Here is a 15,303-nt window from a genome sequence, read left to right as displayed (position 1 = left end):
TCCTCCTAATCTTCTTTTACATGCTTTACAGTCATTTGAGCAGCTACAAAAATAAGGATAATAATCACTGCAAATACCCAAAATAACGGATTATTTTCTCCCTCAAATACTTTTTGGAAGAATAATGCACCGAATACACCGCCGATAATCGGTCCAACAACTGGAATCCATGCATATGACCAATTCGATGAACCCTTTCCTGGAATCGGTAGTAATGCATGTGCAATACGTGGCCCTAAATCACGAGCTGGGTTAATTGCGTAACCTGTTGGTCCACCTAAAGCCATACCAATTACTACAATTAACATACCCACTAAGAATGGACTCATACCATCTGTAATCGTATTTGTTCCTAAAGCTAGAATACCAAGTACTAATGCAAATGTACCAATCATTTCCGCAATTAAGTTTGAAAATGGATGCTTGATTGCAGGAATTGTTGAGAAAACAGCTAATTTTGCTTCTTTGTCTTCTGTTCCTTTCCAATGTGGTAAGTACATGAAATAGACTAACACTGCACCGATGAATGCACCAATCATTTGCGCTAAAATGTAAGCGGGTACATTTTTCCACGGAAAATCACCAATTGTTGCAAGCGATAACGTTAGAGCCGGGTTCAAGTGTGCACCACTAATTCCTCCTACTGCATATGCAGCCATCGCTACTGCAAGCCCCCATGCAAATGTAATGACAATCCAGCCACCACCGAAAGCTTTTGATTTGTGTAATACGACACCTGCTACTACACCACCCCCGAATAAAATCAATAACATTGTACCAACTAATTCTGCTGTAAAAGTAGACATAAACTCACTCCTTTGGTTTTTTTTGTATGGCAAACAGAAAAAGTCCACATCTAAATAAGCTACTAAAAATAGCTATAGATGCGGACTCCTAATCTCAACCACGTAATATTATCTTATTTTTCATTTTAGATAGGATCACGTGAATCGTCAATATTATTTTGGAATTTTCGCCAAAGTTTTTTATCTGATGTTGTCACGGCTACTGCTCCAGCATCCAAAGCGCGTTCGATTTCTTCCGCATGACGAATCAATCCACCCGTAATAACAGGAATTTTTGTTCGTTCATACACTTCTTGGATCATCTCTGGAATTATACCCGGTAATAACTCAATATAATCTGGTGCATTCTTCTCAATTAAAGAATAACTTTTCTCAAGTGCAATGGTATCAATTAAAAAGACACGTTGAATTGCTAAAATTCCTCGCTCTTTCGCTTTCATAATCATATTCGAACGTGTCGAAATGATACCATCTGGCTGAATTTCATTACATAAAAAGTCAGCTGCAAAATTATCCGTCTTTAAACCATTAATTAAATCAGCATGTATAATTAACTTCTTTCCTACACGTTCTGCTTCTCTTTTTAATGGACGTAATTGGCTAATATGCGTTTCCAGTAATACAACATATTCAAATGGACTTGAAAAAGCACGATCGACTTGACTAATTGTTTTGGCAGCTGGAATAATGCGCTGATTTTGAAAACTCATGTCGTTCTCTCCTCTCAAGCAAATTATTTGGCTGTTGTTGCGCGTGTAATCTCTAACTCCAATTGTTCAGTATATAACGCTTTTTGGTTATCTGTCCACTGTAATTGTTGAGACATCAATTGTAAAATGACTTCTTTGTATTCAATTACTTCTTGAATATTAAAGAATAAATCACTTGTACGACGAATGAAGAAGTCATTTGGATGTTGTACAAACTCATAAGCTAAACCATATTGTAATTGTGCATACAATCCTGCTGGTAAATTACTTGGTGCTTCTGCTAAGTAAGCAAATACTCGATTCACATTCGCTCCGTAGTGATGCGCAAGATGGCGCGCTTCTTTTTCTGTTAAGCCATGTTTTACACCTTCAGCCACTTTCATATCGATGAATTTTTCAAGATTTTGTGAACCACCAATATCACCACCTGAAATTTTCAATTGCTTCGTTTGACAAGGTGCTAGTGTACGGTTATAGCTTGACGCAATACGATTAATCACGCCTTCTGCCATTTTACGATAACCTGTTAGTTTACCGCCCGCAATCGTAATTAATCCTGTTTCAGATTCCCATACTTCATCATGACGTGAAATTTCAGATGGGTCTTTTCCTTCTTCATGGATTAATGGTCGAACCCCTGCCCAACTTGATTCAATTTGATGCTCTGTAATATTCACATCTGGGAACATGTAGTGAATCGCATCTAAAATGTACTTACGATCTTCTTTTGTGATTTCCATATCTTTTGGATCACCTTTATAGAATGTATCTGTTGTTCCCACATATGTTTTTCCATTACGTGGAATCGCGAATACCATACGACCATCTGGTGTATCAAAATAAATCGCTTGTTTTAATGGGAATACAGACTCATCAAATACTAAGTGAACACCTTTTGAAAGAATTAGATGTTTTCCTGTTGTTTTACCTTCGATTGAACGCACGTCATCCACCCATGGACCCGCTGCATTGATTACTTTAGTTGCACGAATATTGAAAGATTGATTATTTAATACATCTTGTGCTTCAATCCCGTTAATTTTGCCTTGCTCATTATATAAAAAGCCTGTTGCTTTTGTGTAATTGATTAATGTCGCACCTTTTTCAACTGCTGTTTTTGCAACTTCAATTGTTAGACGTGCATCATCTGTACGGTACTCTACATAGACACCGCCACCTTTTAAATCAGCTTTCTTTACCAGTGGTTCTTTTGCTAATGTTTGCGATGCATTTAACATATAACGACGTTCTGATTTTTTAACGCCTGCTAAAAAGTCATATAGACGTAAACCAATATTTGTTGAGAATTTGCCGAATGTACCACCTTTATGGAATGGTAATAACATCCAAACTGGTGTTGTTACGTGCGGTCCATTCTCATATACAATTGCACGTTCTTTACCTAACTCTGCAACCTCTTTAATTTCGAATTGTTTTAAATAGCGTAAGCCACCATGCACTAATTTTGTTGAGCGACTAGACGTACCTGCCGCAAAATCTTGCATTTCAACTAATGCCACAGACAAACCACGTGTAACAGCATCTAATGCGATACCGACACCTGTGATTCCTCCACCAATTACTAATAAATCATATGATGTTTGTTGTAATTCCTCGATTGTTTGTTGACGATTGAATGCTGATGCTGCTCTCATACGTAAATTCCTCCTATTTTTAGACGCGAAAAAGAGACCTTTAAAAAGCACATAGCTATCGCATGTGTTCTTTAAAGGTCTCTCATTCACTCAAACCAATTATTAACTTGACTTCATTGTACATCTGTTGGAAACCATTTGCAAGTACTTTAATCAGACTTTCAGGACTTAAGTTAGTTTGGTGAGGTGGATTTCGACTATTCGTGTGGCAAAACGGGGCATTCGAGGGCGAAAACGGGCCACTCGCTTGAAAGACTAAATTACTCCCTCTTCATACTTTCTTCAAGGCTTTTGAGTAATCTAAAAGGACTTGAGTTGCCTATAATGTGTGAATTCGACCATTCGTGTGGCAAAACGGGGCATTCGTTGAAGTGGTTGGGTCACTCGCACATTGATTCGGGACATTCACCCGTCAAAACGGGTCATTCGAGGGCGAAAACGGGCCACTCAATCAACATAAAAAATCGCGCAAGTAGTATAACTACTTGCGCGATTAGTATGGGTCGGGACGGAATCGAACCGCCGACACTTAGAGCTTCAATCTAATGCTCTACCAACTGAGCTACCGACCCTTCATGGAGGAGATAGAGGGATTCGAACCCCCGCGCGGTTTGACCCGCCTGTCGGTTTTCAAGACCGATCCCTTCAGCCAGACTTGGGTATATCTCCATTTTGGAGCGGAAGACGAGGTTCGAACTCGCGACCCCCACCTTGGCAAGGTGGTGTTCTACCACTGAACTACTTCCGCAAATTAAGCATAAAAAAGATGCCGAGGACCGGAATCGAACCGGTACGATGATCACTCATCGCAGGATTTTAAGTCCTGTGCGTCTGCCAGTTCCGCCACCCCGGCATGGATGTATAAATCACGCTATTATTAAGTGATTTATTGTTACTGACAATAATTATATTATCATAACTACTACACGTTGACAACTATTATCTGAAATTTTTTCTTACTCTTTATTTCAAATCAAACCATTGTTGTAATACTCGCTTCGTAGTCTGTTCACAATCCATTTGATCATACGGATTCGCAAAGCCATGTGTACCTTCTACTATTTCAAAAGTTACTAGAGGATGCTCATTTAATTCTATTCTTACATTCTCGGGGCTAAATGCTTTTTCATTCTTTCCAAAGACCATCTGCACAGGTACTTTTGGTATGACATTCGTATAGGAGCGAATACGTGAACCGTAAAAGCATAATACTTTCTGTACAGCAGGATGTTCACTACATAACCATGCGACTGTTGCACCGACACTAAAACCGACTAATTGAATAAAGTCATATTGTTTTGCCAGTGCATCTATTAACTCCTCAACCATCTTCTTTGCTTTTTCAAAACCGACTGCTTCCATAAAATATTCATAGGCTTTTTCTTCCTCATTGTACATAAAAACTGTTGTTCTATTTAATAAGTTTGGTATGTAGACATTCATTTGTTGTTCAAATACTTGACGATAATACGCCATATGATTGTTCACACCATAAATTTCATGTAATATAATAACACAAGTTTGATGATTCATCTAAATCTCCCCACTTGTTTAATATAAACGAAAAAGAGACTGACAATCCAGCCTCTTTCAACATTACTTATACAGCTTCGTTTTGTTGTTTCCACACAATCATTTGCTGAATCAACCCTTGAATTAATTCAGGCATTTCTTCAAATGCACTCTTCGTATGCAGACGTTCTGAAATTTGATGTGCATCTTTTCCAAAAGGCCCTACATTTAAAACAGGTGCATCGAATGTCGCAATTTGTTCGAAAGGAATTTCATATGTCTTGCCCCATACTGGTGTATTTTCTTCATAGCTTTGCCAACCATCATCTAAAACATACTGACAATAACTCAAGTCACAAATACCATTAAAGTAATGAATTTGTTCGAGTGGAATATCATATGGTTTTGCTGCATCTAATAAGTATGATACAGCTTGTTTCATAAACGGATGCTCTGACGAATTCGCTGGTGGATAATAAGGTGGCGCAAATAAAATAACCGTCGCTGGTGCTAATTCTTTACAATGAATCATCAGTTCATCCGCAATCTTTAATGATTTTGTTCGGTCATCCCATACATCATTCGTATAAATTCCCTCTTCTAACTCTGACACTTTCACTTCACCTAATTTTTCAAGGGCATACTTTTTCAATTCACTAAAGCGAATCGTACGAATCGTGCCAACAGGCTTTACATTCTTTTTCGCACAAATTTTTTCGTATTGTGCATTACATTTGTCCATCGCTTCTATTGTTACTTGTTCAAAAATGTCAAAAATCTCACTTGCACTGCGCTTCATTAAAAAGACGTTATAAAGCGCTGCTGCTCGGTACGGTGTTTGAGTTGAATACTGCTCTTTTAAGTCTTTTAGCTGAAGTGATACAGGGAGTGGTGTTGTCTCGCCGTAAACCGTCTCTTCGAAGCGATCATTAAATTCCATCTCAGCTGTTAAGAAGGCACTCATAAACGGTGCTGTAATGCCTTTTAATGGTTCACCGACATGCGTTTCTTTTCCGTAAAATAAAGCTGCGGGCATAATTTTTCCAATTGTACCTGAATAAATATATTCTTTGACATCTTCTGGACCTTGTGAAAAAGATGGCTCACTATTTAAAAATAACTCGATGTGTAAATCATGTTTATCACGTAAAGCTGCAATATGTTCCACTGCTTTTCGCATACCTGCTGAGTTTACTTCTTCATCAGGTACTGTAATAAGTAGTAAATTAATCGGCCACTGCTCCTCAATTGCTTTTTCGATTAACTGCATGTGTAAACATAGCCCCATTTTCATATCCATAACACCACGTCCAAATAGATACTCGCCCTTTTGTAAATCTTTCTGTGCCACTTCATTGACATAATGTGGCTGTTTTTCTAAAAGTGCTGTCAGCTCTTCTGGTTGTGTCGCTAAGTGACGAATTTCACCGTATTCTTCTGTTTGGACCGTATCAAAATGACTGATGAGTACAACCGTATCTCGACAATGTGGTGCATGGTAAAAAGCAGATACGACTTGGCGTCCGTAATCGACATCGACAAGTTGCAATTGCGACGGATTCGTTTGAAAATAAGCTAATGTTTCTAATTTTTCTTTTAGTTTACGCGAAAATAAACGCTCACCTTCTGTAAATGTCTCACTCCCAAAGCTTACCACCTCACATAATAACGCGCGCAATTTCTCAGGTGTTTGCCAATTCATATCTTATTCCTCCTCTATTGTTCGTTTTTACAAATCATTGTGACAAGTTCTACAAAGTACTCAGAACCCTTTACTAAAGCTGCTTCATCAATTTTAAATTTAGGATGATGAAGTGGGTAAGCTTCACCAAAGGCTTCGTTATGAACACCAATAAATTGCATAGATGCTGGCACAACTTCACTATAAGCTGCAAAATCTTCTGCTCCAAACATGGGCTCTGGAATCGCGACAACCTTTTCTTCTCCTACTACTTTTTTCGCCGCTTCAATAGATAGACTCGTCGCGTATTCATCATTGATCACCGCTGCACAGCCAATATCCCACTTGATTTTTGCTTCTGCCCCATTCATTTCAGCTGTATATTGAACAATGCGTTCTAGTTCTTCTCGTGCTTGAACACGTACTTCTTCATTATGCGAACGAATGGTTCCACCTAAGTAGGCTTCATTCGCAATAATATTTAATGCATCGCCGCAGTGGAATTGTGTAACCGTTACAACAGGTGCATGGATAGCGGGTACTTTACGCGACACAATTGTTTGCAAAGCACTAACAATTTGCGTCCCAACAATAATCGGATCCACTGTGAATTCAGGTGTCGAAGCATGTCCTCCTTTACCAATCACTGTAATTTCAAAATCATCTCCTGCAGCATTCATCTTGCCTGCACGAATGGCAATTTCCCCTGTTTGATAATGCGGATATACGTGAAGTGCAAATGCATAGTCCACATTTTCTGTAATACCTTTTTCAACAAGCTCAAGCGCTCCTCCAGGTGTTACTTCTTCTGCATGTTGGAAGACAAAACGGACTTCACCTGCAAAGTCTATTCCTTGTTCACTTAGTATTTGTGCTGCACCAAGTAGCATCGCTGCATGGGCATCATGACCACACGCATGCATGACGCCATCATGTTTTGATTTAAACGATATATCTGCTTCCTCTTGGATTGGTAGTGCATCAATATCGGCGCGTAATAAGATCGTTTTACCTTCTTAATTCCCTTTTAAAATGCCGCAAATACTTGTTTCAGTTAATTTTTTCAGTTCGATATGCTGCATATTTTTTAATTGTTCTTCTATATAGCGTGATGTTTCAAACTCATGACGCGATAATTCAGGATGCTCATGAATATGACGACGCCACGCGATCACTTTTTCTTCTACTTTAGCTTTTGATTCTGTTACTGTTTTCATATACATCATCTCCTAAAATGGTCCATAATTTGTGAAGTGCGCAATAATTAAAAGAACAATCGCAATCGTTGTTTGAAGTGCAAAGTAAGGTAGAACCCATTTAAACCATTTCGTAAATGGAATACCTGCAATTGCAAGACCTGCTAATAGTACACCACTTGTTGGAATAATCATATTTGAAATTCCGTCACCAAATTGGAAAGCTAGTACGGCTGTTTGTCTTGATACGCCGATTAAATCTGCAAGTGGTGCCATAATTGGCATCGTTAAAGCTGCCTGACCACTCCCTGATGGCACGAGGAAATTCAAACAGAGTTGTAAAATAAACATACCAATTGCATTAATAGATGCTGGTAAAATACTCACTAAATTAGAGATGTAATATAAAATCGTATCAATTAATCCACCACTCTGTGTAATAACTAAAATCGTTTGTGCAAAACCGATAATTAATGCGCCTTCTGTCATATCACGTGCACCAGATACAAATCCTGCGCCGATATCATTCACAGGCATTTGACACACCAGACTCATTAAAATTGCGCTTAATAAGAAGATGCCTCCGATTTCACTAATGTACCATTGATATTTAATTACACCGACAACAAGTGCCACAAAATTGAGTAATAAAATAAGTAGTGCGATTAAATGACGTGTACTCATTTTAAAATTCAAATCAATTTGAATCGCTTCTTTTGGATTGAACTTCCCGTAAATTCCTTTTGACGGATCTTTTCGAACTTTTTTCGCATGTCTAAAAATATAGAAAACCGTAAGTGCATAGAAAGCGATAAATGCAATAATTCGCAGCCACATACCCGAATAGATTGGTAACTCTGCAATTGACTGTGCCACGCCTACATTAAATGGATTCGTAATGCCTGACACAAAGCCCGTCGCAAGTGTACCGAGCATAACAATCGCAAAACCTGTAATGGCATCTAGACCAAGTGCCATTGTTAGTGGAATAATAATCGCAATATAAACGAGCGTATCTTCCGCTGAACCAATTAGTGTACCGAGTGATGCAAAAATCAGAACGAGTAATGGAATTAAAATATACTGCTTCTCTCCAAACTTCGCTGCCATCACACGAATGAACGAATCAATCGCACCCGTTTTTTGCATTATACCGAGTGCACCACCAAATAGGAAAACGAAGAGGATAATTTGCGCCCCTTCAACTAATCCAAGATGGACACTGGTAAACATTGAAAGAAAACTGACTGGTGTATTGTCTACAAATTGAAAGCTCTCTGGATTCACAATCGTTCTACCATCTTTTTCAACGCGTTCATATTGTCCAGCTGGTACAATATACGTCAAAATCGTCATTACAATAATAATTAAAAACATCAATACAAAAGCATTTAAGCCTTTTACTTTCGTGTCGTTCACATTCGGTTCTTCTGACTCTGGTTGCTGTTTTTGTGGTTCCATCAATTGCTTATTTGTCATAAAATCCACCATCCCCTTATGGAAAGTTTTTATAAATCTTCATTCACTTCAGGTACTTGAACTGCTTCTCTCTTTTGTCTTTTTAATTTAATTGAATAAAAGAAGATACATAATAGTAAGAAACCAATTCCATACAATACACCTGCCCGTTGTGTTTCATCCCATAGTAAGAAGATGAGAATAGCACTACAGAATGTAATACAAAATAGCGGAATGAATGGATACCATTTCACATGATATTGTAAGTCTTCTAAACGTCCACCAGATTTTACATATTTTCGTCTAAACATAAACTGTGATAGTGCAATCCCCATCCATGAGATTGTAACGGAAATACCTGCAATCGACATAAGAAGTACAAATACCGCATCTGCCTTCATAACACTTGTTAATAGAGAAAGTAATGAAAAGACCATCGTGAATAATAGAGCATTAAGCGGAATGTTACGTTTACTTGTTTTACTGAAAATTTTCGGTGCCATATCTTCAAGTGACATCGCCCAAAGTAAACGTGTTGACGCATATAAACATGAATTCCCAACGGATAAAATCGCTGTTAAAATAATAAAATTCATAATATCTGCAGCATATGGAATCCCAACTAACTCAAGTAATGTTACGAATGGGCTTTCTAACAATCCAAGCTCAGATGATGGGAAAATCGCTGATAAAATGACGATTGATGCAATATAAAAGACAATGATTCGAACTAAGATCGTGCGAATCGCTTTTGGAATCGTCTTTTGTGGATTTTCTGTCTCACCTGCTGCAATCCCAACCAATTCAGAACCTTGATACGAGAAAATAACATTCATCATCGTCACAAAGATAATAATGATGCCTGCTGGAAACAGTAAGGTCGGTTCTAAATTAGTCAAATGTGGTGCAACACGATCCGCCATTGGTACAATACCGAAAATAGCTGCTGCGCCAACGATGATGAAGAATACGACAGCTAATACTTTAATGCCTGCAAACCAAAACTCTGCTTCTGCGAAACCTCTTGTTGAAAGAGCATTTAGCGAGAATAATAATACGATGAAAATCGCACACCAAATCCATGTTGGCATATCTGGAAACCAATGCTTCATCAAAATACCAGCAGCTGTAAACTCCACCCCTGCAGTTGCAGCTGACCCAACGAAGTACATCCATCCTAATGAGAATCCTGCTGTTGGATGAATAAACTTGGTCGCATATGTTTGGAATGAACCTGTCACTGGCATATGAACTGCCAGCTCCCCTAAACAAGTCATAACCATGTATAAAATAAAGCCTCCTATTAAATAACCGATAATCGCTCCACCAGGTCCTGCCTGATTAATCGTGTAACCAACATTTAAAAAGAGCCCTGTTCCAATAACGCCACCAAGTGATAGCATCATTAAGTGACGACTTTTCATCGTCCGATTTAATTGCGGTGTTGTGTCTTGTTTATGCATTGTAATCCGCTCCCCTTTGTTCTATGCGAATGAGGTTGTCCACCGCGCACTCACGCAGTGGACAACCTTTTTAAAATCGTAATGATAAACAGCTTAATCCCCCGTCTTGCTTTTGGAACTCGCTCATCGGTAACGCAATCACTTGGTAACCATTTTTCTCTAATTTTTCTTTTGTATTTGGATAACCATCTGGGATGATGACATAATCATTCATTAAGATACAGTTCGCTGAATACTCGTCTTCTTTCGGAATAATGATTTTTTTATATTCATCGAATAATGAATTTTCTAAAAATTCACCTGCTAATACCATCGTATTATCACCTAAGTACGCAATGCCTGTTTTTAAATGGAAGAACTCTTTTAATGGTACGATATGCGCTGTATAGCCTTCTTTTTCTAAAATGGCTTGTAGTTGTTTCGCGCCTTCTTCATTCGTTCTCTCCGAAATACCAATATAGAATGTGTTGTCTGCTTGTAATACATCACCGCCATCTAAATAGCCTGGCGATTCGATTGTATAAATTTTGTCATAGAATGTTGATACAGCTGGACGAATCGCTTCAACTTCCCCATTACGACTGTCTGCACCTGGATTTGTAATGACCGCAAATTCTTTTGTTAAAACGGCTGTATCTTCTACGAATGTCGAATCTGGGAATTGCTCATCTGCTTCCAAATAAACTACTTCCACACCGCATTGTTTTAATGCACCAACATAATTTTCGTGTTGTACTAATAGCTCATCATAGTTTGGAACACCTAAATCAGATGTTGTAAGACCTTCTACATAACTTTTACCTGGTTTTTTAACGATGACATGATTGAACATTTTATTTCCCCCCTTTTATATACGAACGACTGGACATGTTAAGCAAGTTGGTCCACCCGTACCTTTTACAGTAATTTCATCACCTTTATATGTGTAAACTGTTGCACCTGCTTCTTTTAATCGCGCTGTTGTTACAGGATTTCCAGCAGGAATCATACAAACTCTTGGTGCTAATGCTAATACATTACAACCCAGTGCATCGTATTCATCATCTGGTACTTCCACAAGTGTAAAACCTTGTGCTAATAACCACTGTCTAAGTGCGACAGGCATTAAACGCGAATGAACGACAGCTAAATCTTTGTCGACGATACTAATGAAGGACATCAGGTGTAGGCATGCTTCTTCCCCTAGATCATGTGGTAATTGAATAACTTTGATTTCATCTACCATCGGTTCTAACATCTCTGTTAACTGGCGAATCGCTTCATCATTTGTACGATAGCCGCGACCAATTGCAACCGTTTTCTCATTTAACCAGACAATATCGCCGCCATCACATACTGCATCCCCCTGCAATTGACCGATAACCGGAATGTCATACTTTTCTAAAAATTCACGATACACTGTTGCTTCTGGCTGACGTAATGCTTTACCTGATTTTAAAATAATTGCGCCTTGCGGTGTAAATTTCACCGGATCATGTGCATAAATCGAATCTAAACCGACACGTTCATCTTGTTCTAAAAACAAAACTTCCCCTACATGCTGTTTTAAAAGCGTTAAAAAATTCTCATACTCTTTTAATGCCTCATCGTAGCTTGGTTCAGATAAATAAAAATATTTCATCCAATTCTCTCGTAGATGTTCTTGACTAATAAAAGCATCTTTCGGATGTTTTACAATCACTTTTTCAAGTTTTTTGTACATTGTGTCTGTAAACAACTGCTACACCCCTTTTATTTTTTTCAATAGACGGAAAACAATTCCGTTATATGAAAAATTTATATTCCAAATATAATCGCCATACTTTATAATGTCAATAGATGTATTTTATTATTTTTTAAAAGGAGTGTTTCATATGCAAGCCATTGATCGCATGATGATGATCACAAAGGCCATCTCTGAACACAACCAGACAGGCGTTACCATCAGCCAATTAACAGAACATACCGAACTCGCACTTGCTACATTACATCGCATTTTACACTCACTTGTGGAACATCGTCTTATTCAATTCGATGCAACAACGAAGCGTTACACATTAGGTGATGCATGGATGCAATACGGATTACAAGTATATGATCAATTTGATTATGTATCGAAAATTCGTCCGATTTTAGATGACTTAGCCGAGCTCACACAAGAAAGTGTGTATATGCATAAACCAATGGAAGACGAATCAATGATTGTTGAGCGTTTGGATAGTCCGAATAGTCGTATACATATTGTTGATCGACTTGGTTTACGAACTGCTATGCCAGAAGGTGCTGCTAACCATATCATTTTGGCGCATCGTATTATTTTAGAGAAAAAAGAAAATGTATTTAATGTGGATACTTCATTTTTACAGAAAATCATTGTAGATGGATTTGTTTTAATGGACGATGCACAAAAAGAGACCGTCTCTTTTGCGACACCGATTGTTACGAAGAATCAAGAGTTGTTACATGTGATTAGTTTAAGTGTTCTAGCTTTTTCACTAACAGAAGAACGAACTGAATGGCTGACTAAACAATTACTCGAAACACGAAAGTTAGTCGAAGAAACTTTATATTTTATGTAAAAAGAAAGAGACTTGGAAATACATCCAGTCTCTTTTCTGTTTATAGGCATAGAAAAAAGCTCATAAGTAGTCATACTACTTACGAGCTTAATATGGGTCGGGACGGAATCGAACCGCCGACACTTAGAGCTTCAATCTAATGCTCTACCAACTGAGCTACCGACCCTTCATGGAGGAGATAGAGGGATTCGAACCCCCGCGCGGTTTGACCCGCCTGTCGGTTTTCAAGACCGATCCCTTCAGCCAGACTTGGGTATATCTCCGTTTTTGGAGCGGAAGACGAGGTTCGAACTCGCGACCCCCACCTTGGCAAGGTGGTGTTCTACCACTGAACTACTTCCGCAAAATATAAAATTAAAAATGGAGGAGGTAGAGGGATTCGAACCCCCGCGCGGTTTGACCCGCCTGTCGGTTTTCAAGACCGATCCCTTCAGCCAGACTTGGGTATACCTCCGTTTTTGGAGCGGAAGACGAGGTTCGAACTCGCGACCCCCACCTTGGCAAGGTGGTGTTCTACCACTGAACTACTTCCGCAAAAACGTATAAAATTGAAAATGGAGGAGATAGAGGGATTCGAACCCCCGCGCGGTTTGACCCGCCTGTCGGTTTTCAAGACCGATCCCTTCAGCCAGACTTGGGTATATCTCCATTTTGGAGCGGAAGACGAGGTTCGAACTCGCGACCCCCACCTTGGCAAGGTGGTGTTCTACCACTGAACTACTTCCGCATCTCTTACTGACAAAAAATATATTATCATAGAATATTGAATACGGTCAACTACTTTTTTAAAATATTTTTTAAAATAAAAATAAGATGCAGGAATTGTTTATAAAACAACCCCTACATCACTACTTTACTATTCTGCTGGTACTTTGAAAGAGCGTGTCGCAAGCTCTGCATCTAACATGAAAATAGCATTTGCATCGTTTTGGATACGTGCAATCTTTGTGATTAATGTATCAAATGTTGATTCTTCTTCAATTTGTTCATCAATGAACCATTTTAAGAATGCCATTGTCGCATGTTCACGTTCATCTAATGCGATATCTGCTAATTCGTAGATACGGCGTGTCACTTCTTTTTCGTGTTTTAATGCTGTTTCAAAAGCATCTAATAGCGATGTGAAATCATTTTTAACACTTGGGAATTCGCTAATTGTAACGCGTTGACCTAGGTCACTTAGGAAATTATAAAATTTCATCGCATGGAAACGCTCTTCTTCTGCTTGTACTAAAAAGAAATTTGCAAATCCATCATAATCTTGATCTGTGCAATAAGCTGCCATTGCTAAATACGCATGTGCTGAATAAAATTCAAAGTTTAATTGATCATTTAATGCTGCATGAAGTTTTTCTGAAATCATAAAAAACCCTCCTAATGGTTGATTTGTTTATTTTACCATATAACGACTATTTTACCCATTTATACGTTTGTACTTTTTCTCTCTATTCCCTTACACTAATGAAAGAACAAGGAGTTGATTCACATGAATTATGTGACACTATCAGTGAAAGCAGCTAATCAATGGCCTGATAGTATTTGTGCAATTGAATTAATAAGAATAGAAGAAAATACAATCGTTGATTCTTTTAGTACATATGTCCAAACGCTACAAACGTTTGACCCTTTTTATACAAGTATCCATGGAATTGAAGCAAATGATGTACAATTAGCTCCTACATTTGAATCACTGATTCCCATACTTGAACGATGGCTTCAACATCAAACTGTCATCTCTTATTTCGCACCGTACGATCACCTCTGCTTACAAGAAAGTTTTGAGGCTTGCGGAAAATTAATGCCGCTCTTTACACATAAAAATTTATTGAGCGATATGAAAGCGCAGTGGCCTACCCTTTCTTCCTATACCCTCTATGATGTTCATGTAAAAGTACAGACGAAAGAGGCACTAAATGATGCAGAACGCATTGTACAAATTGCGCAGGCTCTCGAAAACAAACAAGCTCTCACGCACCTTGAAACAGTTGCAACCAAATCTCTTGTTCAAAAAACAGTCGTTTTCACAGGCGCTTTAGAACAAATGACAAGATCAGAAGCTGCTAGAAAAGTCATGCAAGCAGGTGGATTCTTTAGTAATACGATGACAAAAAAAGTGGATGTACTCGTTGTGAGTGAACGAAGCCAACAACAGTATGACGCCACACAAAAACAAAGTTCCAAATGGACAAAAGCCATTCACTTACAACAACAAGGATTCCCCATTCAGATTATCTCGGAAAAAGAATTTTTCACATGGCTTTGAG

Annotated in this window: 14 protein-coding genes and 11 tRNA genes; 2 read left to right on the top strand and 23 right to left on the bottom strand. The window is 38.4% G+C overall.

The window, feature by feature from the left end; translation table 11 throughout:
• Nucleotides 1-5: 5 nt before the first annotated feature.
• From QN089_RS06135 to QN089_RS06070, 15 genes are all read right to left on the bottom strand, one after another.
• Entirely contained in the window at nt 6-839 is an 834-nt protein-coding gene (locus QN089_RS06135; RefSeq protein ID WP_285216255.1) for an MIP/aquaporin family protein, read from the bottom strand.
• A 92-nt stretch (nt 840-931) separates the two neighbouring features.
• A complete protein-coding gene (locus tag QN089_RS06130; RefSeq protein ID WP_068453863.1) occupies nt 932-1,516 on the bottom strand; it encodes a glycerol-3-phosphate responsive antiterminator in 585 nt (194 codons plus the stop codon).
• A gap of 23 nt (nt 1,517-1,539) precedes the next feature.
• Nucleotides 1,540-3,171 (bottom strand): glycerol-3-phosphate dehydrogenase/oxidase, encoded by a 1,632-nt coding sequence (locus QN089_RS06125; RefSeq protein WP_285216254.1) that lies wholly within the window; start codon nt 3,169-3,171, stop codon nt 1,540-1,542.
• Between the two features lie 499 nt (nt 3,172-3,670).
• Nucleotides 3,671-3,743, bottom strand: a tRNA-Phe gene (locus QN089_RS06120).
• Between the two features lie 4 nt (nt 3,744-3,747).
• Nucleotides 3,748-3,840: transfer RNA gene (locus QN089_RS06115), tRNA-Ser, on the bottom strand.
• A gap of 4 nt (nt 3,841-3,844) precedes the next feature.
• Nucleotides 3,845-3,919: transfer RNA gene (locus tag QN089_RS06110), tRNA-Gly, on the bottom strand.
• Between the two features lie 19 nt (nt 3,920-3,938).
• Nucleotides 3,939-4,024, bottom strand: a tRNA-Leu gene (locus QN089_RS06105).
• Between the two features lie 110 nt (nt 4,025-4,134).
• Complete coding sequence (locus QN089_RS06100; protein ID WP_285216253.1) at nt 4,135-4,704, bottom strand: dienelactone hydrolase family protein; 570 nt, start codon at nt 4,702-4,704, stop codon at nt 4,135-4,137.
• A 67-nt stretch (nt 4,705-4,771) separates the two neighbouring features.
• Nucleotides 4,772-6,385, bottom strand: coding sequence for a M20/M25/M40 family metallo-hydrolase (locus QN089_RS06095; protein ID WP_285216252.1), 1,614 nt, complete (start codon nt 6,383-6,385; stop codon nt 4,772-4,774).
• 14 nt (nt 6,386-6,399) lie between these two features.
• Complete coding sequence (locus QN089_RS06090) at nt 6,400-7,368, bottom strand: M20 metallopeptidase family protein (protein WP_350310921.1); 969 nt, start codon at nt 7,366-7,368, stop codon at nt 6,400-6,402.
• Between the two features lie 12 nt (nt 7,369-7,380).
• Nucleotides 7,381-7,581 (bottom strand): hypothetical protein, encoded by a 201-nt coding sequence (locus QN089_RS16025; protein ID WP_350310907.1) that lies wholly within the window; start codon nt 7,579-7,581, stop codon nt 7,381-7,383.
• A 12-nt stretch (nt 7,582-7,593) separates the two neighbouring features.
• A complete protein-coding gene (locus QN089_RS06085; RefSeq protein WP_422393543.1) occupies nt 7,594-9,021 on the bottom strand; it encodes a YfcC family protein in 1,428 nt (475 codons plus the stop codon).
• A 47-nt stretch (nt 9,022-9,068) separates the two neighbouring features.
• Nucleotides 9,069-10,481, bottom strand: a complete 1,413-nt coding sequence (locus QN089_RS06080; RefSeq protein ID WP_285216251.1) for an amino acid permease — start codon at nt 10,479-10,481, stop codon at nt 9,069-9,071.
• Nucleotides 10,482-10,551: 70 nt separating this feature from the next.
• The gene (locus QN089_RS06075; protein WP_068453871.1) at nt 10,552-11,313 is read right to left on the bottom strand and encodes a dimethylarginine dimethylaminohydrolase family protein; all 762 of its coding nucleotides are present in this window, start codon (nt 11,311-11,313) and stop codon (nt 10,552-10,554) included.
• A gap of 15 nt (nt 11,314-11,328) precedes the next feature.
• Nucleotides 11,329-12,183, bottom strand: coding sequence for a dimethylarginine dimethylaminohydrolase family protein (locus tag QN089_RS06070; RefSeq protein WP_285216418.1), 855 nt, complete (start codon nt 12,181-12,183; stop codon nt 11,329-11,331).
• A 151-nt stretch (nt 12,184-12,334) separates the two neighbouring features.
• Between QN089_RS06070 and QN089_RS06065 the strand changes: the two genes are divergently transcribed.
• A complete protein-coding gene (locus QN089_RS06065; protein ID WP_068453875.1) occupies nt 12,335-13,039 on the top strand; it encodes an IclR family transcriptional regulator in 705 nt (234 codons plus the stop codon).
• A gap of 93 nt (nt 13,040-13,132) precedes the next feature.
• Here the strand turns inward: QN089_RS06065 and QN089_RS06060 are convergent.
• From QN089_RS06060 to QN089_RS06025, 8 genes are all read right to left on the bottom strand, one after another.
• Nucleotides 13,133-13,205 (bottom strand) — tRNA-Phe (locus QN089_RS06060).
• A gap of 4 nt (nt 13,206-13,209) precedes the next feature.
• Nucleotides 13,210-13,302, bottom strand: a tRNA-Ser gene (locus QN089_RS06055).
• Nucleotides 13,303-13,307: 5 nt separating this feature from the next.
• Nucleotides 13,308-13,382: transfer RNA gene (locus tag QN089_RS06050), tRNA-Gly, on the bottom strand.
• Nucleotides 13,383-13,400: 18 nt separating this feature from the next.
• A tRNA-Ser gene (locus tag QN089_RS06045) sits at nt 13,401-13,493 on the bottom strand.
• Between the two features lie 5 nt (nt 13,494-13,498).
• A tRNA-Gly gene (locus tag QN089_RS06040) sits at nt 13,499-13,573 on the bottom strand.
• A gap of 21 nt (nt 13,574-13,594) precedes the next feature.
• Nucleotides 13,595-13,687, bottom strand: a tRNA-Ser gene (locus QN089_RS06035).
• Between the two features lie 4 nt (nt 13,688-13,691).
• Nucleotides 13,692-13,766: transfer RNA gene (locus QN089_RS06030), tRNA-Gly, on the bottom strand.
• Between the two features lie 129 nt (nt 13,767-13,895).
• Nucleotides 13,896-14,402: a ferritin gene (locus tag QN089_RS06025; protein ID WP_285216250.1), complete on the bottom strand. Its 507-nt coding sequence runs from the start codon at nt 14,400-14,402 to the stop codon at nt 13,896-13,898.
• A gap of 123 nt (nt 14,403-14,525) precedes the next feature.
• On the opposite strand from QN089_RS06025, the gene QN089_RS06020 reads away from it, so the two are divergent.
• Nucleotides 14,526-15,302, top strand: a complete 777-nt coding sequence (locus tag QN089_RS06020) for an exonuclease domain-containing protein (protein WP_285216249.1) — start codon at nt 14,526-14,528, stop codon at nt 15,300-15,302.
• The last annotated feature ends 1 nt before the right edge of the window (nt 15,303 follow it).

The sequence above is a fragment of the Kurthia sp. YJT4 genome, from assembly GCF_030219945.1.
Taxonomy (GTDB): domain Bacteria; phylum Bacillota; class Bacilli; order Bacillales_A; family Planococcaceae; genus Kurthia; species Kurthia gibsonii.
Note: the sequence above shows the minus strand (reverse complement) of the source record. Positions and strands in the feature narration are given on the sequence as shown.